The organism is Bradyrhizobium sp. CCBAU 25360 (assembly GCF_028128695.1).
Taxonomy (GTDB): Bacteria; Pseudomonadota; Alphaproteobacteria; order Rhizobiales; family Xanthobacteraceae; genus Bradyrhizobium; species Bradyrhizobium ottawaense.
Map to the genome: position 1 here is coordinate 356,813 of NZ_LBJA01000039.1, position 19,942 is coordinate 376,754.

Here is a 19,942-nt window from a genome sequence, read left to right on the forward strand (position 1 = left end):
CCTTGGCATCAGGGAGTGTGATGGCACCTGCAATCGTTCGATAGTTTGCGATAGCGCAAAACGGGACGGCTGAGTGGCAGTATTTTTCCAGATAACGGACTGAAATTTATTGGAGTTGACCCCATGGCTGGCGCTCGATCCCGCAACTTTGAGGGCTGGCCGCTGTTTGCGAACAGTTTTCGGCCCTTTTTCCTGCTCGCCGCGATCCAGGCGGGGCTATCGATCCTGGCTTGGCTGCCGATGTTCTACGGCGAATTGTCGGTGAGTTCCGCGTTCGCGCCGCGCGACTGGCACGTCCACGAGATGCTCTACGGCTTCCTGCCGGCGGTGATCACCGGGTTCCTGTTCACGGCCATCCCGAACTGGACCGGGCGGCTGCCGATCCAGGGCACCTCGCTGGGGGCGTTAGTGATGGTCTGGCTTGCCGGACGTATCGCGGTGACGTTGTCGGCCGATACCGGCTGGGCGTTTGCGCTTCTCGTCGATGCCGCCTTCCTGGCGCTGGTGGTCGCTGCCGCGGCGCGCGAGATCATCGCAGGCGGCAACTGGCGCAACCTGCCCGTGGTGGCGATGGTGTCCGTTCTGCTCGCCGGCAATGTCGCTTTTCATATCGAGGCGCACTACCAGGGCGCGGCCGATGTCAGCATCCGCGTCGGCATCGGTGTGGTCATGCTGCTGATCTCGCTGATCGGAGGCCGCATCATTCCGAGCTTCACCCGCAACTGGCTGGTCAAGTTCAATCCCGGCCGTCTGCCGGTGCCGTTCGGACGCTTCGACGGCGCAGTGATCGGATGCAGCGCGCTCGCGCTCATCTTCTGGATCGTGGCGCCGCTGAATGCCGTCACCGGTGTCCTGATGGCGCTGGTCGGCGGGCTGCATCTGGTGCGGCTTGCGCGCTGGGCCGGCGATCGCACCTTTCGCGAGCGACTGCTGGTGATCCTGCATATTGGCTATGTCTTCGTGCCGCTCGGCTTCATCCTGCACGCCGTCGCGGTTTTCGGAGCGCTGCCGCCAAGCGCCGGCATCCACGCCTGGATGACGGGCGCGGCGGGAACCATGACGCTGGCGGTGATGACCCGCGCGAGCCTCGGCCACACCGGACAGGCGTTGACCGCTTCGCCGGCGACCCAGGGAATCTACGCTGCGATCATCATCGCGGCTCTGGCACGGGTCGCCGCCGTGGTGTTGCCCGCGCACAGCGATCTATTGTTGCACATCGCCGCCTGCGGCTGGCTGGTCGCGTTCCTCGGATTTGCCGTCGCGTTCGGCCCGCTGCTCGCCGGCAGCCGGCGGCGTGCCCTTGCCGTAATGGGCGTGCCTGCTCCGGCGCGCTGAAACTCAAGCTGCGGTCGCCGAAGGCGCATCGGACGGTGTCGGAGGCCGAATGCCCTTGCGCCAGTCGGTGACGGTGCAGCCGAACCGGCCGCGGAACCAGCGCGCCATGGCGCTCTGCGCGGAGAAGCCGAGCTGGGTCGCGATGTCAGCCAGCGGCCGGTCGGGGTCCTCGATCAGCTGGATCACGAGATCGGCGCGTTGCGCATCCAGGATGGCCGAGAAGCTGGTGCCTGATGAGGCCAGATGCCGGTGGATGGTACGGCGGGTGCAGGCAAGATGCTCGGCGACCCGCTCGACGGTGCAGTCGCCGCCGGCGAGCAGGGTCCGCACGACCTCGTCGACCTTCCCTTCCCAACTTGCCGGCCGGGTCTCGATTGCCTCGATCCGCTTGCGCAGATAGCTCGCGATCAGGGGATGCGCGCTCGGGATCCGGCGCTCCATGTCGCGCGCCGAGAGCAGGATCGCATCGTGTTCGGCGTTGAAGGTCACGCGGCAGCCGTAGAACTCGCGATAGCGCTTGCGATCGCGCGGCGGCGGGTAATGCAGGTGGACCTCCTGCGGCCGCCAGTCATGGCCGTACAGCGATTGGATGATGCGGTGGATGCTGCCGAGCACCATGTCGATCGCCTGGCGCGGCGCGCTCGGCCGCCGGCCGCGCAGGTGCAGCGTGGCCGTCACGATCTGCCCGTCGCGTGCAACATCCAGCCGCATGCCGTCATGATGGATGTGGATGAAGCGCGAAAATGCTTCGATCGCCTCACCGACAGTCGCCTGCTCGCGCACGATCAGGCCGACCGCACCGAAATTGGTCAGGCCGCCGCGCTCGGCGAGACGCAAGCCGAAATCTTCGGCGCCGGAGGCCTCCGCCGACAATTCGAGCAGACGGCGCAGGCCGGCGACGGCGATGGGCGTATCGGGCTTGTCGAGGCAGGCCAGCGGCAGCCTGGCCTTGCGCATCATCTGTTTGGGATCGAGCCCGACCGACCGGGCAACCTCCGGGTAATAGCTCAAGCCTGCGCTGCGAACGAGGTCGGTCATGCGAACCGTTCCTGCCAGCCATTCCCGCAGATGTCCCGAAATGTAAAGTTTCTGTCTCGATCCGTCAAATCCAGGAACCGGCCGGAACATACATAGGGGAAACCGAAGCACTGGCGTGAATGCCGTGCTCACGACGGCGCGGCAGGGCGATGCGGCCCGCTTTCCGTCTCGGACCATTTGACCAAGACATTGCTGGATCGGGATTATGCCGGGGAACATGCTTTCCAAGGGCGAGGTATTCGTCATCGACACCGACGCTGCCTCCCGCGAACAACTTTCGACCGCGCTCCAACAGAGCGCCTATGACGTGATCTGCTTCGCTGACGGTGCCTCACTTCTGTCGGAAGCGAAGGCGCGGATGCCGGCCTGCGTGCTGATGGAGCTGCCGCCCGATCGCTCCGGCCTCGACATGCTCAGGCGGCTGCGCGAGGAAAACTGCATGGCACCGGTGCTGGTGACCTCGGCGAATGGCAGCATCGCCATGGCGGTCGACGCCATCAAGAGCGGCGCGGCCGACTTCATCGAAAAGCCGTTCCGCACCCACGACATCGTCGGCCGGATCGATGCCGCCATCGACGAATTTGCGCAGCCCGGCACGAGCCGGCAGCGCTGGCTGCCCGGCTGCGAGCCCTTGACCGAGCGTGAGGGCGACGTGCTCGAGCACCTCGCTGCCGGCCTGACCAACAAGGAGATCGCCCGGCGCATGCATCTGAGCGCACGGACCGTCGAGGGCTATCGCGCCGGCATCCTGAAGAAGGCCGGAGCCAGGAACGTGACCGATCTGCTCCGCCGCATCTTCGGCCAGGGGGCGTCGACCCAGGTTTAGCGGGCTCGCCGCGGGACGACGTTCCGTTCCGCGGCCTTGGTGCCGCCGCTGCGGCGCCCCACGGAAACCCCAATCGAACCAGTTCCTTCCCTGCCGCGTCCAACCATGTTGGCGAGGCATTTGATCGCGCGCGTCCGGCTGGCGGCGCGGCGATACGGCAGGAGGGACTTCATGCGCATCACCGCAAGATATTTGGCAACGACGAGCCTGGTTCTGGTCACCATGGCGGCGTCGTCGCCATCATGGGCCGCCGATCTGGACGCCATTTCGGCGATCGATACGGTCACGGTTTACCCCGATGGTGCCACCGTCACGCGCGTCATCACGGTCGATTTGCCGTCCGGGGATTCGACGCTTGTTGCCAAGGACTTCCCGCTTGGTCTCGATGCCTCCTCCATCCGGGTCGAGGGTGAGGGCGGCGCAAAGCTCACCATCGGCACGATCGATGCGCGGTCGCCTCGCGCCGCGCCGGTCAATCTGCCCGAGCTGGAAAAGCGCATCGAGGCCTTGAACGATCAGCGCGCCGATTTGCAAGGCGCGATCGACTCGGCGAATGCGCGGCGCAAGTTTGCGGAGCACTTTGCGGAAACCTCCCCGGCGGGGATCGGCGACAAGGGCGAGGCGCGGCCGATCGCCGAATGGCGCGCGGCTTTTGCTGCGGTCGGCGAGGAAATTGCGAGCGCCGACACCGCCGTCCGCGACGCCACGCGCAAGACGCGCGAGATCGACCGGCAGATCGCCCAACTCGAGGTCGAGCGCAAGGCCAAGCCGCCGAGCAAGCTCGAGGTTCGCATGGACGTTGCCGCGACCGCTGCGATGAAGGCGACGCTGCGCGTGACGTATGCCGTGCGCAATGCGCGCTGGATGCCGCTCTATGACGCCCGGCTCGACACCGGCGCCAAGGATCGCAAGCCGCAGCTCGAACTCATTCGTCGCGCCGAGATCACGCAATCGACCGGCGAGGATTGGTCCAACGTGACGCTCGGCGTCTCCACAACCCGCATCAGCCGCGGCGGCAGTGCGCCGGAGCTGCATTCACTGGTCGCGCAATATCCCCAGGTGCCGAAGCCGCTGGCAGCAGGCTCGGTCTCCGATCTGGCGCGGCCCGCGCCGGTCCTGCGCCAGATGCAATCGCCAGCGATGGCCAAGATCGCGGAGGCGGCCGAGCCGCGCGAACGTGCCGACGAGCAGCAGGCAATTGCCGAGATCGGGGATTTCCAGGCGACGTTCAAAATTCCCGGCCGCGTCAGCCTCGCCGCCGCCGAGGGCGCCAAGAGCCTGCGGATTGCAGCGATGACCGTGCCCGCCGACCTCGCGGTCCGCGCCGCACCGGTGCTGGACCCGACGGCCTTCCTCGAAGCCAGCTTCAAGCAGACCGACGACTCGGCTCTGCTGCCCGGCAAGGTCGCGATCTACCGCGACGGCGTCTTCGTCGGTCGCGGCAAGCTCTCCGCTTCCGCCAAGGACGACATCGTGCGGCTCGGCTTCGGCGCCGACGACAAGGTGAGAATCGAGCGCGTCGTGCTCAAGCGCAACGAGGGTTCGGCCGGCCTGCTTGTCACAACATCCAAGACCGACGAGCGTACGTTCAAGACCACCATCCGCAACGGTCATGATTTCCCGATCAAGGTTGCGATCGAGGATCAGTTGCCGGTCAGCGAGAGCGAGGACATCGTCGTCGAAATGCTGCCCGCGACCACGCCGCCGACCGCCAGCAACATCCGTGACCGCCGCGGCGTGCTGGAATGGTCGTTCGACGCCAAGCCGGGCGAAGTCAAGGATATCAACTTCGCCTGGCGCATCCGCTGGCCGAAGGACAAGAGCATGGTGATCGTCCCGGCGGGGTAGGCGGCTAGGCCCTCACCTCTCCCCGCTGGGAAGAGGTGAGGAGCGCCGCCCGCATCGACTGCGGCAGCACGTAAGGCACGCCGTCGTCGCCTTGATGGACGACGGCATCGATCTCGAAGATCTCGCGGATGATCTCGCGGGTGACGACATCCGCGCGCGGGCCATCTGCGGCGAGCTTGCCGCCAGCCAGCACGACCAGCCGGTCGGCGAAGCGGATCGCGAGATTGAGGTCGTGCAGGATCGCGATGACTGCGGTGCCGCCGGCCGCGCGGCGGCGCGCTGCTTCGACGAGGTCGATCTGGTGGCGCAGATCCAGGCTCGAGGTCGGCTCGTCCAGCAGCAGAAGTCCCGGGCCATGCTCGGCTTCGCCGCAGGCGAGCTGCACCAGCACGCGGGCGAAATGGGCACGCTGCTGTTCGCCGCCTGAGAGCGTTGGCAATTGCCGTTCGCGGAAATGGGCTAGCCCAACCTCATCGAGGGCCGCGTCGACGAGCGCGCCTGCTGCACGCGCGCTGCGCTCGCCCGCGCCCATCAGCACGATCTCCTCGACGGTGAAGGGGAAGGTGACGTTGATGTGCTGGGACAGCATGGCGCGGTGCGCGGCAAGCTCGCGGGGCGCATAGCCGCTGATATCCCGCTGCTTCAGGCGCACCTCGCCTGCGTTTGGGCGGAGATCGCCGGAGAGCAACCGCAGCAGCGTCGACTTGCCGGCGCCGTTCGGGCCGATGATCGCGACCATCTCGCCGGCCGCAACCGTCAGGCCGACGCCATCGAGCAGCGTCGCGCGGCCGGCGCGCTTGCTCAAGGCACGCGCCTCGATTACGGCGCTCATAGCGGGGCCAGCCCGCGCTGCCGCAACAGGATGAAGAGGAAGACCGGCGCGCCGACCGCTGCGGTCAGAATGCCGATCGGCATCTCCGCCGGCGCCACGATGGTGCGCGCCAGCGTGTCGGCGCCGACCATCAGGATCGCGCCTGATAGCACCGAGGCCGGCAACAACAGCCGATGCGCAGGTCCAATGACGAGACGGAGCAGATGCGGCACGACGATGCCGACGAAGCCGATGACACCGCTGATCGACACCGCGACGCCGGTCATGGCGGAGACCATGACGATCGAGATCCGCTTGAGACGCTCGACGTCAACGCCGCCGTGAAAGGCGTCGGCCTCGCCGAGCACCAGGAGATCGAGGCCGCGCGCGATGAAGGCGCAGGCGCCAAGCCCGATGACGAGGATGGGCGCCAGCACGGCGGCCTTGGTCCAGGTCACCCCGCTCATCGAGCCCAGCAGCCAGAACGTGACGTCGCGGAGCTGGCGGTCGTCGGCGATGAACACCAGAAGCCCGATGCCGGCATTGGCGATGGCGGTGATGGCGACGCCGGCGAGCAGGAAGACCGCGATCGAGGTGCGGCCCGAGCGGCTCGAGATGCCGTAGAGGATCGCGGTCGTGGCCAGCGATCCCGCGAATGCCGCGAGCGGCAGGAGCTCGGCCTGGAGGAAGCGCAGCGTCTCGCCGAAGCGCGAATCGGTGAACACGATCGCGCTTGCGGCTGCGAGCGCGCCGCCGCTGGAGACGCCGACCAGCGCGGGATCGGCGAGCGGGTTACGAAACAGCCCTTGCATGATCGCGCCGGCCGCGGCGAGCAGGCCGCCGACCATCGCCGCCGCCGCGATCCGGGGGACGCGGATCGACCACAGCACGAGCTGGTCGCGGGCCGTCATGGCCGTGCTTTCGCCTGATAGGCCGAGTGCGGCAGGCAGGCGGGAGAGGGGAATGCCGGCGGCGCCGAAGCTCAGCGCCACGATCGCGGCGACCGCGAGCACCGCGATCAGGAGAGGGATTGCGAACGATGCGGACCGCCGCCGCGAACTGGAGCGTCGTTCCGTGCCGCGCGCTTCCGTGCCGATCGCCACCCTCATTGCCGGCAATTCGCCGCCGACAGCGCCGAGGTGAATGCATCGCCCGGTTCGGCCAATGCCGGATAGAGTTTTACCGAGAGATCTCGCGCCGCCGCCGCCGTCCGTGGCCCGAAGCCGAGCAGATAGAGCCCGTCCATTGTGATGAGGCTCTTGTTGGCCGCGACCGACGTCAGGGCGAAGCCGGGATGGGCGTAGATCGCGTCGGCAGGAAGCGAGTCCTTGCCGCGCTCGATCGACAACACCACGTCGGGTCTTGCCGCCGCGATGGCCTCGTCACCGATGATCTTGTAGCCGTCGAAATCGTCGACGGCGTTGGCTGCGCCGGCGAGTTGAATGATCTCGTCGGCCGCGGTCTTGTGGCCGGCGACCATGGCGCGCCCGTTCTGGAGCGACATCACGAACATCACGCGCACCGGCTTGGTCACCTTGGCGCGCAGGGCGCGCAGCTGCGCAAGATCGGCGCCGACCGCGGCGCTGAGGCACGCGGCGCGCGCATCGACACCCATGGCGTGGCCGACCAGTTTTATCTTCTCGATCAGGCCGTCCTCGGAGAAGGTGTCGGGCACCAGCACCAACGGCACCTTCGCCGTTTCCAGGATCTCCATGGTCGCGTGCGGGCCCGAGCCCTGGATCGCCAGGATCAGGGTGGGGTTGAGGCCCAACACGCCTTCGGCGGAGATCTGGCGCATGTAGCCGACATTGGGTTTGTCCTGCAGTGCCGCCGCTGGATAAAGGCTGGTGGTGTCGACGCCGACCAGCCGGCTCTCGAGCCCGAGCGCATAGATGATCTCGGTGATGGCGCCGCCGATCGAGACGGTGCGCGCGAAGTCGGTCACGGCGACGTCGCGATTGCGCGCGTCATGCACGGTGATGCCGGCGGCGTGCGCGGCAGAGGCGACCGCGATCGTGCTGGAGAGCAGGAGGCTTGCGAGGGTGCGACAGAATGTCATTACAGGTTACTTCGTCAGGATCAGCTTGTTCTGCGAGGTCAGGCGAAGCCGATAGCTGTCCTCGCCATGCGCGATGATGATCTCGCGCTCGGCCCCAAACAGCTCGCGACTGTCGATCCGGCTCCCACGCATGGTGAGGGTTCTCGTTGTCGCAGCAGGGCTTCCTGCCGACCCCGCCGCGCCGCCGCTGCTGTCTCCTGATGTTGCTGACATGTAGGCTGTGATGCGCTTTCGAAACTCTGGAGTGCTGCTTGCTTGTTTGTATAAGCGGCACGAAGCGCATTCCAACGGCTGCAATTTACAATCGATATAAACTGCAACCTGATGTCATTGACCGTCAGAGTGTTGCCACGTAACCAATTATGGCGGCGGGGCGACTTGCCCGCGTCTTGAGAAATCAGCCAGCCAGTCGTTCGCGTTGCGAACGCACGCCAGCCAAAAGACCTGAAATAATAGAGTGAAGTGCAGGCTGGGGCTGATATGGCTGACGGGGCTAGGTATTCGCGCGCCTTGATTTTGGGCGCGTCGGTGATTTCATTTGCGGCAATGACGACGGAGAGCGGTCTTGCACAGACCGCCGAGCCGCAGGCTGAACGCGCGTCGACGGAGCGGCCGAAGCAGGCCAAGCGCAAGCCGGCCAAGCCGCTGGTCGCGCAGCAGGCAGCGCCGGAGGTCCTCAACGCCCGAGCCCAGGCCGGCGGCACCGCGCCGGTTCAGACGCTCGACACCATCACGGTCGCTGCAACGAAAACCAAGGAGCGCGCGATCGATGCGCTCGCGCCGGTCAGCTCCATTTCGCTCGACCAGATCCAGGGAATCCAGCCCAACCGGCTGTCGGGCATCTTCTATGCTGTACCCGGCGTGTCGTTCCAGGAACGCGGCGACGATCCCGCGACCGTCATCAACATCCGCGGCCTGCAGGAGTTCGGGCGCGTTGCGGTGGTCGTCGATGGTGCGCGCCAGAACTACCAGCGCACCGGTCATAACGCCAGCGGCTCCTTCTTCCTCGATCCTGAATTGGTCGGCGGCGTCGACGTCGTGCGCGGCCCGACCGCCAACATCTACGGCTCCGGCGCGATCGGCGGCCTGGTCTCGTTCCGCACCAAGGACATCGACGATGTGCTGCGTCCCGGCGAGCGCTGGGGCGTCGATCTCTCGGGCTCCTACGGCTCCAACAACAATCGCGGCCTCGGCTCGGTCTTCGGCGGCGTGCGCGCCACACCGGACGTCGATATCTTCGGCGGCGCGGTCTATCGCACGCAAGGCAATTACAAGGACGGCAACGGCACCGAGATCGGCAACACCGGCAACCAGGTCGAGAGTGGCCTGATGAAGCTCACGGTGCGTCCCGCCCTCGGCCACGAGGTCAAGTTCGGCGCCATCTTCCAGGACTATCAATACGATGTCGGCCAGTTCAACAGGGGCCCCGTCGCGACCGCCGCCCAGCGCGCGCTCTATCAGGGCTCGTCGGTCTACGCTTCCGATGCCAAGAACTACACCGGCACGATCACCTGGAATTACGCGCTGCCGAGCGACAATTTGTTCGACTGGCACATGTCAATCTATGGAAACCGCGTCGATAACGACCAGACCAAGACCTACCACTATTCGACCTCGGGTGCGGCTCTGTGCGGCACCGGCAATTTCGGCAACAACATCTCCGGCTGCGTCGGCGACAAGCGCGGCTATGTCCTCAATACCTACGGCATCGACGCCAACAACACCACGCGGTTCAACGTCGGTGACTGGCGCAACGCACTCACAGTGGGCTTCGATGCGTTTCAGGACGATGTGATCACGACCGACAGCCGCGGCAATTCCAACATCACCACGCCGAGCGGCATCCGCACCGTGTCGGGCGGTTTCCTGCAGTTGAAGCAGAACTACAGCACCTGGTTCGAGGCCGTGAGCGCGATCCGTTACGATCGCTACGATCTGGAGTCGGGCAAGACCAACGGCAGCGGCGACCGCTTCTCGCCGAAGATCACCCTTGGCGTCACGCCCGTTCCCGGCTTCCAGCCATATGTCAGCTACGCCGAAGGCTATCGCGCTCCCTCGATCACCGAGACCGTGATCTCAGGCGCGCATGCGACCGGTGGCGGGCCGGCCTTCTTCCCCTGTCCTGACGGGACCGTCGGCTTGTTCTGCTTCCTGCCCAATCCGAATCTTCGTCCCGAAGTCGGCAAGAACAAGGAAGTCGGCATCAACCTGAAGTACGACAACATCTTCAGCGCCAGTGACTCCTTCCGCGGCAAGATCAACCTGTTCCGCAACGACGTCAGCGATTACATCGACCTCGTCGCCTCGACGCCGGTCCCGACCGGGTTTGGCTCGTTCAGTCAGTTCTACCAGTACCAGAACATCGCGCGGGCCCGCATCCAGGGTTTCGAGGCGGAGACGATGTACGATGCCGGCAGTTGGTTCATCGGTGTCGCCGGCCACTACATCCAGGGCAAGAACGCTGTCACCAATGTCGGGCTCGCGACCATCACCCCGCGCAAGGTCGTCACGACCGGCGGCGTCCGCCTGCTCGACCGCACGCTGATCCTGACGGCGCAATGGGCCTCGTTCGGTGCCAACAACGACGTACCCGCCGGCTATTTGCCCGCGACCGGGTACGAGCTGGTCAATCTGTACATGACCTACAACGCGACGAAGGACATCGTGTTCTCGGCGTCGATCGACAATCTCTTGAACCAGTACTACCGGCCTTACGCCATTCCCGGCACGTCGACCGACGGCACCACGCAGAACGACGTGCTGTGGTCGAGCCCCGGACCGGGCCGGGTCTACAAGGCCGGCATGAAGATCCATTTTGGAGGTGCGTAGCGCCAGCTTCGCAGCACCACATCTCCGCCGGGCCGCGCTGATGCTCCAGCGCGGCTCCGGCGCGTTTCGTTTTGATCAGAAGGAGAGACTTTGATGTTCATCGCCATGAATCGTTTCCAGGTGAAGAAGGGCGCGGAGACCGCGTTCGAAACCGTCTGGGCCACCCGTGAATCCTATCTCGGCAGCATGCCGGGCTTCGTCGAGTTTCACCTGCTGAAGGGCCCGGAGGCCGAGGACCACACGCTCTATTCGTCGCACACCACCTGGGTCGACAGGGCGGCGTTCGAGGCCTGGACGCGCTCGGACCAGTTTCGTCGTGCCCATGCCCGCGCCGACAACTCGACCGGCGAGAGCCTGTATCTCGGCCATCCCAAGTTCGAGGCCTTTGAGGTGATCCAGAGCGAGCGCAAGGCCGCGGCCGCCTAGATTGCAATGGCAGAGGAGCCGGACATGTTGAGCACCGATCTTGCCGATCTCAGGGTCCATATGGCCGACAATCCGGGTGCTGTGATCGAGGACGTTGCGCGCGAGCGCAAGGTCACCCCGCGCAGCGTGATCGAGGCGCTGCCATCCTCCATGGTGCGGATCGGTGGCGGCGAGCACTTTGCCGCCGCCATGCTGGACATCGCGGAGTGGGGCGAGGTCACGCTGATCGTGCACACCGATGACGCGATCTTCGAGTTCACGGGCGCTGTTCCTGCGGGCGAGATCGGCCGCGGCTATTTCAACCTGATGCAGCCGAAGGGTCTGCACGGCCATCTTCGCCACGAGCGCTGCGCTGGCGTCGCCTTCGTCGAGCGCCCGTTCATGGGCAAATCGTCGGCCTTCGTCGCGTTCGTGAACGCCGACGGCGGCATCATGTTCAAAGTGTTCGTCGGCCGCGACGAGACAAGGGCGCTGCGGACGGATCAGCTGGCGCGGTTCCGGCAGCTCGCGGCCCGGATCGCGGCGCAGCCGGCTGCGTAGCTTTCTTTTGTTGTCGGGAGATCAGGATGCAAGGCAAGTCCAGGCTTCGCCAAATGGTCGTTGCAATCGCGCTGGTGCCGACACCGGCCTTCGCGATCGACGAAGCCCTGTTACCGCGCAATCTGTCGCCCTGGGGCATGTTCGTCAGCGCCGACATTATCGTGAAGACGGTGATGATCGGGCTCGCTGTCGCCTCGCTGGTGACATGGACGGTGTGGCTCGCCAAGACCATCGAGCTGCGCCGCAAGGGCATGCTCGCCTTGCAGCGGACGCGCGGGCTCGAAGGCAACATGACGCTGGCTGAGGCATCGTCACGGGCCGGTGACGCGCACGATGCCGTTGCCCAGCTGATCCAGTCCTGCGCCAGGGAAGCCGAGCTCTCGGGCGGCATCCTCGACGACGGCCTTCAGGAGCGGGTGGCGCTGCGGCTCGAGCGGGTGGAGGCGGCGATGTCCAGGCAGATCGCGCGCGGCACCGGCGTGCTCGCGACCATCGGCGCCACTGCGCCCTTCGTCGGCCTGTTCGGGACCGTCTGGGGCATCATGAACGCCTTCATCGGCATCTCCGAGAGCCACACCACCAGCCTCGCGGTGGTCGCGCCGGGCATCGCGGAGGCGCTGCTCGCCACCGCGCTCGGCCTCGTCGCGGCGATCCCGGCGGTGGTGATCTACAATCATCTGGTCCGCAGTATCGCCAATTACCGCGCGTTGCTCGGCGATGCCTCGGCGCAGCTGATGCTGCTGGTCAGCCGTCAGCGCGACCACAGGGAGTTCCGCCTGGCGCGGGCGGCGGAGTAGGCCCATGGGTGCGAAGCTCGGCGTGCGCGGGGGATCGCCGCTCAAGCGCGGTGACCCGGATGATCTCCACGTCGTCAACGAGATTAACGTCACGCCGTTCATCGACGTGATGCTGGTGCTGCTGATCATTTTCATGGTGGCAGCCCCACTCGCCACCGTCGATATCGGTGTCGAGCTGCCCGCGACCGCAGCCGAGCCGGCGCCGCGGCCGGACAAGCCGACCTTCGTGACGGTGAAGCCGGATTCCACAATTGCCGTTGGCGAGGACACGATGGCCCGCGACGGTCTCGCCGCCGCCCTCGATGCCGTCATCAAAGGCCGTAAGGACGAGCGCATCTATCTGCGCGCCGACAAGGCCGTCTCCTACGGCGACCTGATGGAGGTGATGAACACCCTGCGTAACGCCGGCTACCTCAAGGTTGCCCTCGTCGGCCTCGATGGACGCAACTGATGGCCGCGAACGCCTTTGCCCTGCACGAGCCGCTTCGAGAGCGCGAGACCGCGCGCTGGGGCGCATCGGCGGCGGTGGTCGTGGCGTTGCACATCGCCGCCGCACTGCTGGCGATGAATTGGATCAGGTCGCAGCCCGAGCAAGGTGTCAACATGCCGGCGATCCTCATCGACATGACGCCGGAGACATCGGCGCCGCAGTCGACACCGCTCGATATCGCGCCGGGCCCCGTGATGGAGCAGGCGGATGCGTCGCCGCCGGAGCCGAAGCAGCAGCAGGCCGTCGAAGAGACGATCGCGCCGACGCCGCCGCAGGAAAAGCCGGACGTGGTTGCGCCGCCGGAGCAGAAGCTGGATCCGGCTCCGCCGAAGCCCGAGCCGGTGCAAGTCGCGCCCGTGGAGAAGCCGGCACCGGCAAAGCCTCGGGTGGTACGTCCCGATGCTCGGAAGCCGTCGGATGCGCCGCCCGCGCCGCGCACCAGCGCGCCGCCACGTGCCGAGCGCCAGGCTCCGCTGGCATCCGCCGTGAGTGCCGGCTCAGTTGCTTCGGCGATGGCAACCTATTATCAGCGCGTGCGCGCGCACCTCATGCGCTTCCACCAGTATCCGACGAGTGCGAATGGTCAGAGGGGCGTGGTCAAGCTGAGCTTCACGCTCGGCCGTGGCGGGCAGGTGCTGTCCAGCCGCCTCGCGGGCTCTTCGGGTGTGGCGGTGCTCGATGCCCAGGCCATGGCCATGGTGCGTCAGGCCCAGCCATTCCCGCCGGTGCCGTCCGAAATCACTTATGCGACGATTCCCATCAACGTGGGCGTCGCGTTTGGTAATTGATTTGCGACGAACTCCTCCCCCGCGCGAAGCGGGAGAGGAGCATAGCGTCAGCCTATTTCGCCTTCAGGAAATCCGCGACCTCGAGCAGCATGAACTCGTCGTCATCGGCCTTGTTGGGATCGCGGCTGGAGGAGAACGGCAGATTGTTGTCGTTGCCGACGATGATGTGGGTGTCGTCGACGCGATCGACGTTCTCGATGGTGAAGAACGGGAAGGTGTAGACGCCGTCGTTGAGCGGCTTCCTCGCCTTCTTGTCGGGATCCTTGATCTTCAAGAGGTCGATATAGCCGATCTTGCGCACGGGCTTGCCGACATTGGCCTCCGTGAGCTCGATCTTGTAGATGCGCTTGAACTTGGCGAGATCCGGGAAGCAGTTCTCGCCGCGCTGGCCTTGCGGGCAGGCCTTGTCCGCCGTGCCTTCGCCGTTGTCGCGCTCGATGATGAGGCCGGAGGCCTGATCGATCATGTTGAAATCGCCGATGGCGTTGCCGTTTTGCTCGAACACATACTGCCAGTAACGGCCGGTGAACTTCTCCGCAGCGACGTCGAATTCGAGGATGCGGGAGGCTTCCTTGCCGTCGACCTTCTCCCAGTCCTTCTTCTCGGCGTCCCACAGCGGTCCCTCGAGCAGGCCGTAGAGGAACTTGCCGTCCTTGGAGGACGCAAAGCCCTCATAGCCCTTGGAGCGGCGGAGGTTGACGTTGGTGTAGGTCGCGCCCGGCGCGCCCGGCGTCGCCACGGCCCAACTGTCCGGCGACCGCACCGGCTTGCCGTCAGCAACCGTATCGAACACGGCCAGGATCTTGCCTGATTTGTCGGCCTTCAGGATGTAGGGACCGAACTCGTCGCCGATCCAGAAGGTCTCGCCGATGATCTGGAAGCCTTCGGTGTCGAAGTCGGAGCCGGTGAGATAGCGCTTCTGCGTGTCCTCGTGCACGATGCGGAACGGGACCTTTTTGTCGGGATCGTGCAGGAAGATCGTCTCCAGCCGCTCGATTTTGCCGCCGGCCCAGTCCATCTTGTAGCGGTTGAGGTACAGCATCGAATCCGGCGAGTTGGCGCGCGCGCCCATGCCGTTGTCGGTGATGACCCAGAAGCTGCCGTCGGGCATGGTCTTGATGCCGGAATGGCCCTGGAGCGGCTGGCCCTTGAACGGCAGCGACACGCCGGTCGCGCGCTCATAGGACTTGCCCATCACGGTGCCGAGCGCGTCGACCCGCTTGCCGGTGGTGTATTTCCCTGAAGTCTTGAGATCGGCGGGGGCATCGGCGGGGGCGTCGATGAACGTGGCGGCCGGCATCACCACGTGGCCGGCGAGCTTGGCGGGGAATTCACCTTCGCTCTGCGCGAGCGCTGGGCTCACGGCGAGAATGATCGTTGCGACGGTGGCAAGAAAAGTCGCGTGCATGTGCGTCTCCTGTTGGCGGACGCACGCGTTATGCGGATCGCGTGTTGCAGTTTTGTGAAACCGGGCCAAACGCCGCAGCCGCGATCTACTCCTTTACCGCGCCGGTCAGCGAGGACACGTAGTAGTCCACGAACAGCGAGTAGAAGATCGCGACCGGCAGCGAGCCCAGCAGCGAGCCTGCCATCAGCGCCCCCCATTGGTAGACATCGCCGGTGACGAGCTCGGTCAGGATTGCGACCGGCACGGTCTTGTTGGCGCCGCTCTGGATGAAGGCGAGCGCGTAGATGAACTCGTTCCAGGACAGCGTGAAGGAGAAGATGCCGGCGGAGATCAGCCCGGGCACCGCGAGCGGCAGCGTGATCCGTCGCAGGATCTGGAGGCGTGTTGCGCCGTCCACCAGCGCGCATTCCTCGAGCTCGTAGGGGATCGACTTGAAGTAGCCGATCAGCAGCCAGGTGCAGAACGGCACCAGGAAGGTCGGATAGACCAGGATCAGCGCCAGCGGTGAGTCGAACAGGCCGAACTGCACAACGACGGTGGCGAGGGGAATGAACAGGATCGACGGCGGCACGAGATAGGCCAGATAAATGCCGAGGCCCACATAAGGACTGCCGCGGAAGCGCAGGCGCTCGATCGCATAGGCAGCGAGCGTGCTCGCGATCAGGGACAGCGTGGTCGAGCCGATCGCCACCAGCATCGTCGTCTTGAGCCAGCGCGGATAGGCAGTGTCGAACAGCAGATGCTTGATGTGGGCAAGCGTCGGCGAGGAGATCCAGAACGGATTGTGGTCCTTGTAGTTCATCAGCTCCGCGTTCGGCTTGAACGAGGTGATCGCCATCCAGTAAAACGGGAACAGCAGGATCAGCACGAAGCAGCCGAGCGGCAGATAGATCATCATCAGCCGCCGCAGCCCGGAATCCCAGGCCATGGTGTCAGGTGCCGCTTTCGCGTCGGCCACAGCGGCGGTTTGCGCGACGGTATCAGTCATTGGCCTCTCCCTGCTGCCATTTGCGGCGCGCCAGGCCGAAATAAGAGAACAGCGTCGCGAAGATCAGGAACGGGATCATCGATACCGCGATCGCCGCACCTTCGCCGAGTTCGCCGCCGGCGATGCCGCGCTGAAACGCCAGCGTCGCCAGCAGATGGGTCGAGTTGACGGGCCCGCCGCGGGTGATGGCGTAGACCAGCTGGAAGTCGGTGAAGGTGAAGATGATCGAGAAGGTCATGACGATGGCGAGGATCGGCATCATCATCGGGAAGGTGATGTAGCGGAAGCGCTGCCAGGCGCTGGCGCCGTCGAGCATCGCGGCCTCGTAGAGCGAGGGCGAAATGGTCTGCAGGCCGGCGAGCAGCGAGATCGCGACGAAGGGAATGCCGCGCCAGATGTTGGCAGCGATCAGCGAGAAGCGCGCCGGCCAGGGCGAGCCGAGGAAGTCGACATTGCCCGACCGCCAGTGCAGCACGTCGACCAGCAAATAGGAGATGATCGAGAACTGCGGATCGTAGATCCACCAGAACGCCAGCGCCGAGAGCACGGTCGGCACGATCCAGGGCAACAGGATGATCGCGCGCAGGATGCTCTTGAACGGAAAATGGTTGTTGAGCAGCAGCGCGAGCCAGAAGCCGAGCGCGAACTTCCCGAAGGTCGCGATGCCCGTATAGACCACGCTGTAGAAGACCGCGTTCCACCACAAGGGATCGGTGAGCAAATACTGGAAATTCTCGAAGCCCACGAAGACGCCGCGCCGGCCGATCGTGGTGTCGGTGAAGGCGAGCCAGATGCCGAGGCCGAGCGGATAGGTCAGGAACACCGAAAGCAGCCCGATCGCAGGCGCCAGGCACATCATGATCAGGAATGGCTTGTAGTCGAAGAGCCGCACCAGCCAGGACGGTTGCCGCTGCGCCAGGGCTTGGGAGGAAAGGGCGGTCACGGACATTAGTGTGTTGTCCTGTTCTGATCTTTCACTACGCCGTCATTGCGAGGAGCGAAGCGACGAAGCAATCCAGACTGTCGCTGCGCGGACGGACTGGATTGCTTCGCTTCGCTCGCAATGACGATCTCTACTTCTGCCGCCGGAAGTACCGCTTGCAGCGTTGCTCGGCTTCCGCGGCTGCGGCCTCCGGCGTGGCCGCGCCTGTCGCAACGGACGATAGCATCTGAATCAGCACGTAATCGGCGGTGACCGCTCCGCTGGCCGTCGAAATCGGTCCCTTGTAACCGCTATAGTAAGTGCTGTTCATGGTGTTCTTGAAGATTGTCACCTTGGGGTCCTGCGACCACACCGCGGCATCGGCATAGGCAGCCAGCGGCTGCGACCAGTAGCCGGAATTGGCGTTGAGCCAGGGTTCGTACTGGTCTTTTTCCAGCATGTATTGCAGGAAGGCCTTTGCGGCGTTGGGATACTGGCTGTGTTTGAACACCATGGCGTTGAGCGTGAGCCCGTCCATCGGTGAGACCTTGGCCAGGCCCTTGGGCAGAAGCTGATGCTCGCTGTCGTCGGCGATCGCCTTGGTCGCCGGGTCGTTCTTCAGCGAGAAGTACAGCGAGACGCCGTTGGCGGTCAGCGAGATTTCTTGCGCGGAATAGGCGCGATTGTTTGACACGTCATTCCACGACGGCGTGCCGGCGATGAAGGTAGGGTAGATCTGCTTCACCCAGTTCAGCGCGGCGATTGTCTCCTTGCTGTTGATGACGACGTTGCCTTCCTCGTCGAGCAGGGATGCGTTGTGCGACCACAGCGTCCAGTTGGCGAAGCCGGTGCCGTCTCCTCTCGCGTTGCCGAGCGCGAAGCCGGCCGGCTTGCCGGCCTTGTGCAGCTTTTGGCAGAGGTCGAGGATGCCGGCATGGTCTTCCGGCACCTTGTCGAAGCCGACCGATTGCAGGATCGACTTGCGGTAGATCAGCGGCCCCGCGGTGGCGCCGAACGGCAGCCCGATCCAGGCGTCGCTCTTGTTCTTCTTGCCGTAGCGCTGCGCCAGCGGGAGCCAGCCGCCATAGCGCTTGCCGACATAATCGGCGACGTCGGTCAGCTCGATCAGCTTGTCGACGTAGATGTGGGGAGCGTCGGAGAAGCCGATGATGATGTCGGGGCCCGCGCCGGAGTTCGAGGTGACCGCGGTCTGCTGGTTGATGTCCTCCCAGCCGACGAAATCGACCTTGACCTCGACGCCGGTCTCCTTGGTGAACTTTGCTGCATTGGCACGGAACACGTCCTCGTCGGCCTGGACGAAGCGCACCGGGCGCAGCATGCGCAAGGATGCGCCCTTCTCGATCGCAAGCTTGGGCGCCGCCACGTCGGCGGCCTTGATTGTCGATGATGTTGTTTGCGCTGCAGCACCGGTGGCCGCGAGCGTTGCAGCGGACAGGCCCAGCGCCAAGGCATCACGACGTGTGATGTCGTTCCTCATCAGTTCCTCCCTATGATGTCCCCTTCCCGGCGTTGATCGCCGGTGAAGGGCCGTTTCGCCTCTGGCGCCTTGGCGCCGGCCGCCTAGCTGTTCGGCCCGCGATCCATGCTGACGGGTTGCCAGCGGCGGAGCGTGGTGTCTTGCAGCACCGACGGATTGACGCAGCTTACCGGCCACATGCCCTGAAGCACCAGTGACAATTCGTAGCCCACGCGGCGCTTGCGCGCTTCGTCAAACCGTGCCGAGGCCGAAGCGACATGGGCGGTCAGGGTCACGTTCTCCATGCCAAGCAGGGGATTGTTGTGCGAGGGCGGCTCCTTCTCCAGCACGTCGAGCGCGGCGTGCGCGATCCAGCCTTCCTGCAGCGCCTTGATCAGGCTCTCCTCGTCCACGGTTGCGCCGCGCCCGGTGTTGATGAAGATCGAGCCCTTCTTCATCTGCCGAAAGTGCTTCTCGGTCAGCATGTGATGCACCTCGGGCCTTGCCGGGGCATGCATCGAGACGAAGTCGGATTGCGACAGCACCTCGTTCAGCGTCGCCGGGATCACGCCGTGATCGTACATCAGCGTTTCCTGGATGAAGGGATCGTAGGCCATCATGCGCAGGCCGAACGGCGCCGCGCGTTTCGCAACCGCACGCGCCACGCGGCCGAACGAGACGAAGCCGAGCGTCTGGCCCATCAGCCTCGGGACCTTGAGCAGCGCTGGCCGGCCCTCGGCCCAGCGGCCGCTGCGTACCATGCGGTCCTGCTCGACCAGGCGGCGGAAGCCGGCGAGCAGCAGCATCATGGCGTGGTCGGCGACCTCTTCGATGAAGGTGTCCGGAATGTTGGTGACGGGAATGCCGCGCGCGGTGGCGGCCTTGACGTCGACGCTGTCGACGCCGACCGAGCCAAGCGTGATGACCTTGCAGGTCTGCAAGCTGTCGATGATGGTCTTGGTGATCGGGATGCCCTTGGCATAGATGGCGTCCGCGGTCTTTGCGGCGGCGATGAACCCGGCCTCGTCGGCGGGAGCCTCGATGATCTCGGCGTCGATCGGATCGAGCGCCTCGCGCTCAAAGGAATAGTCGCTGCCCGCGACCGTGAAGCTCGCGCCCTTCGGCGTCACCACCCTGTATTTCGGCATTTTCTCGCTCCCGATTTGGTTTGTCGGTTCTTGTTGTGACCCGTCTCCGCGGGCGGGCCTTTGCGTCTTTTACGCGAAATCGGAGCGGTCGCGTACAATCGTTGGTTGCCGGTGCGGAGATAAATTGCCGTTTATTGCGGCTGCGTCCGGGCTTCTACGGAGGCACGTAAGTAACTTGCTAAGGCTCTCTCCCTAAAAGCTATTTCGATTTC

General features: G+C 65.1%; 19 protein-coding genes. 9 read left to right on the forward strand and 10 right to left on the reverse strand.

The annotated features are described in order from the left end of the window. The first annotated feature begins 123 nt into the window (after nucleotides 1-123). Complete coding sequence (locus XH81_RS19400; protein WP_271596326.1) at nucleotides 124-1,335, forward strand: NnrS family protein; 1,212 nt, start codon at nucleotides 124-126, stop codon at nucleotides 1,333-1,335. A gap of 3 nt (nucleotides 1,336-1,338) precedes the next feature. Here the strand turns inward: XH81_RS19400 and XH81_RS19405 are convergent, their stop codons facing one another. Then, on the reverse strand, nucleotides 1,339-2,373 hold the full coding sequence (locus tag XH81_RS19405) for an AraC family transcriptional regulator (RefSeq protein WP_271596327.1): 1,035 nt from the start codon (nucleotides 2,371-2,373) through the stop codon (nucleotides 1,339-1,341). 205 nt (nucleotides 2,374-2,578) lie between these two features. Between XH81_RS19405 and XH81_RS19410 the strand changes: the two genes are divergently transcribed. Together XH81_RS19410 and XH81_RS19415 are read left to right on the forward strand one after the other, a co-directional pair. Then, nucleotides 2,579-3,199: a response regulator transcription factor gene (locus XH81_RS19410; protein ID WP_028140262.1), complete on the forward strand. Its 621-nt coding sequence runs from the start codon at nucleotides 2,579-2,581 to the stop codon at nucleotides 3,197-3,199. A gap of 171 nt (nucleotides 3,200-3,370) precedes the next feature. Continuing rightward, on the forward strand, nucleotides 3,371-5,047 hold the full coding sequence (locus tag XH81_RS19415) for a mucoidy inhibitor MuiA family protein (RefSeq protein WP_271596328.1): 1,677 nt from the start codon (nucleotides 3,371-3,373) through the stop codon (nucleotides 5,045-5,047). A gap of 4 nt (nucleotides 5,048-5,051) precedes the next feature. On the opposite strand, the gene XH81_RS19420 is transcribed toward XH81_RS19415, so the two are convergent. The 4 genes from XH81_RS19420 to XH81_RS19435 are packed head-to-tail and all read right to left on the reverse strand — an operon-like array spanning nucleotide 5,052 to nucleotide 8,130. Then, on the reverse strand, nucleotides 5,052-5,879 hold the full coding sequence (locus XH81_RS19420) for a heme ABC transporter ATP-binding protein (RefSeq protein ID WP_271596329.1): 828 nt from the start codon (nucleotides 5,877-5,879) through the stop codon (nucleotides 5,052-5,054). Beyond that, complete coding sequence (locus tag XH81_RS19425) at nucleotides 5,876-6,967, reverse strand: FecCD family ABC transporter permease (protein ID WP_152102410.1); 1,092 nt, start codon at nucleotides 6,965-6,967, stop codon at nucleotides 5,876-5,878. Before XH81_RS19425 ends, XH81_RS19420 begins: the two co-directional genes overlap by 4 nt. Further along, nucleotides 6,964-7,917 carry a heme/hemin ABC transporter substrate-binding protein gene (locus XH81_RS19430; RefSeq protein ID WP_038948446.1) on the reverse strand — a complete coding sequence of 318 codons (954 nt, stop codon included), beginning with the start codon at nucleotides 7,915-7,917 and terminating at the stop codon, nucleotides 6,964-6,966. Before XH81_RS19430 ends, XH81_RS19425 begins: the two co-directional genes overlap by 4 nt. Nucleotides 7,918-7,923: 6 nt before the next feature. Beyond that, a complete protein-coding gene (locus XH81_RS19435) occupies nucleotides 7,924-8,130 on the reverse strand; it encodes a hemin uptake protein HemP (protein ID WP_271596330.1) in 207 nt (68 codons plus the stop codon). 267 nt (nucleotides 8,131-8,397) lie between these two features. Here XH81_RS19435 and XH81_RS19440 point away from each other — a divergent pair, with 267 nt between their 5' ends. The 6 genes from XH81_RS19440 to XH81_RS19465 all read left to right on the forward strand — a co-directional run bounded on the left by XH81_RS19440 (nucleotide 8,398) and on the right by XH81_RS19465 (nucleotide 13,787). Further along, a complete protein-coding gene (locus tag XH81_RS19440) occupies nucleotides 8,398-10,746 on the forward strand; it encodes a TonB-dependent hemoglobin/transferrin/lactoferrin family receptor (RefSeq protein ID WP_271596331.1) in 2,349 nt (782 codons plus the stop codon). A 93-nt stretch (nucleotides 10,747-10,839) separates the two neighbouring features. After that, nucleotides 10,840-11,172: an antibiotic biosynthesis monooxygenase family protein gene (locus tag XH81_RS19445; RefSeq protein WP_271596332.1), complete on the forward strand. Its 333-nt coding sequence runs from the start codon at nucleotides 10,840-10,842 to the stop codon at nucleotides 11,170-11,172. A 24-nt stretch (nucleotides 11,173-11,196) separates the two neighbouring features. After that, nucleotides 11,197-11,712, forward strand: a complete 516-nt coding sequence (hutX, locus tag XH81_RS19450; protein WP_152102412.1) for a heme utilization cystosolic carrier protein HutX — start codon at nucleotides 11,197-11,199, stop codon at nucleotides 11,710-11,712. A gap of 53 nt (nucleotides 11,713-11,765) precedes the next feature. After that, a complete protein-coding gene (gene exbB / locus XH81_RS19455) occupies nucleotides 11,766-12,509 on the forward strand; it encodes a tonB-system energizer ExbB (RefSeq protein WP_271596333.1) in 744 nt (247 codons plus the stop codon). A 4-nt stretch (nucleotides 12,510-12,513) separates the two neighbouring features. Continuing rightward, complete coding sequence (gene exbD / locus XH81_RS19460) at nucleotides 12,514-12,960, forward strand: TonB system transport protein ExbD (protein WP_271596334.1); 447 nt, start codon at nucleotides 12,514-12,516, stop codon at nucleotides 12,958-12,960. Next, on the forward strand, nucleotides 12,960-13,787 hold the full coding sequence (locus XH81_RS19465) for an energy transducer TonB (protein ID WP_152102414.1): 828 nt from the start codon (nucleotides 12,960-12,962) through the stop codon (nucleotides 13,785-13,787). The genes exbD and XH81_RS19465 overlap by 1 nt, the downstream gene beginning before the upstream one ends. Before the next feature lie 52 nt (nucleotides 13,788-13,839). On the opposite strand, the gene XH81_RS19470 is transcribed toward XH81_RS19465, so the two are convergent. The 5 genes from XH81_RS19470 to XH81_RS19490 all read right to left on the reverse strand — a co-directional run bounded on the left by XH81_RS19470 (nucleotide 13,840) and on the right by XH81_RS19490 (nucleotide 19,730). Further along, nucleotides 13,840-15,195, reverse strand: coding sequence for an esterase-like activity of phytase family protein (locus tag XH81_RS19470; protein ID WP_028140251.1), 1,356 nt, complete (start codon nucleotides 15,193-15,195; stop codon nucleotides 13,840-13,842). A gap of 85 nt (nucleotides 15,196-15,280) precedes the next feature. Next, nucleotides 15,281-16,183, reverse strand: coding sequence for a carbohydrate ABC transporter permease (locus XH81_RS19475; RefSeq protein ID WP_028140250.1), 903 nt, complete (start codon nucleotides 16,181-16,183; stop codon nucleotides 15,281-15,283). Next, nucleotides 16,176-17,132, reverse strand: a complete 957-nt coding sequence (locus XH81_RS19480; protein WP_038974596.1) for a carbohydrate ABC transporter permease — start codon at nucleotides 17,130-17,132, stop codon at nucleotides 16,176-16,178. Before XH81_RS19480 ends, XH81_RS19475 begins: the two co-directional genes overlap by 8 nt. A gap of 124 nt (nucleotides 17,133-17,256) precedes the next feature. Beyond that, the gene (locus XH81_RS19485; RefSeq protein ID WP_028140248.1) at nucleotides 17,257-18,603 is read right to left on the reverse strand and encodes an ABC transporter substrate-binding protein; all 1,347 of its coding nucleotides are present in this window, start codon (nucleotides 18,601-18,603) and stop codon (nucleotides 17,257-17,259) included. A gap of 83 nt (nucleotides 18,604-18,686) precedes the next feature. Beyond that, nucleotides 18,687-19,730, reverse strand: a complete 1,044-nt coding sequence (locus XH81_RS19490) for a C-terminal binding protein (RefSeq protein WP_028140247.1) — start codon at nucleotides 19,728-19,730, stop codon at nucleotides 18,687-18,689. Nucleotides 19,731-19,942: the final 212 nt, after the last annotated feature.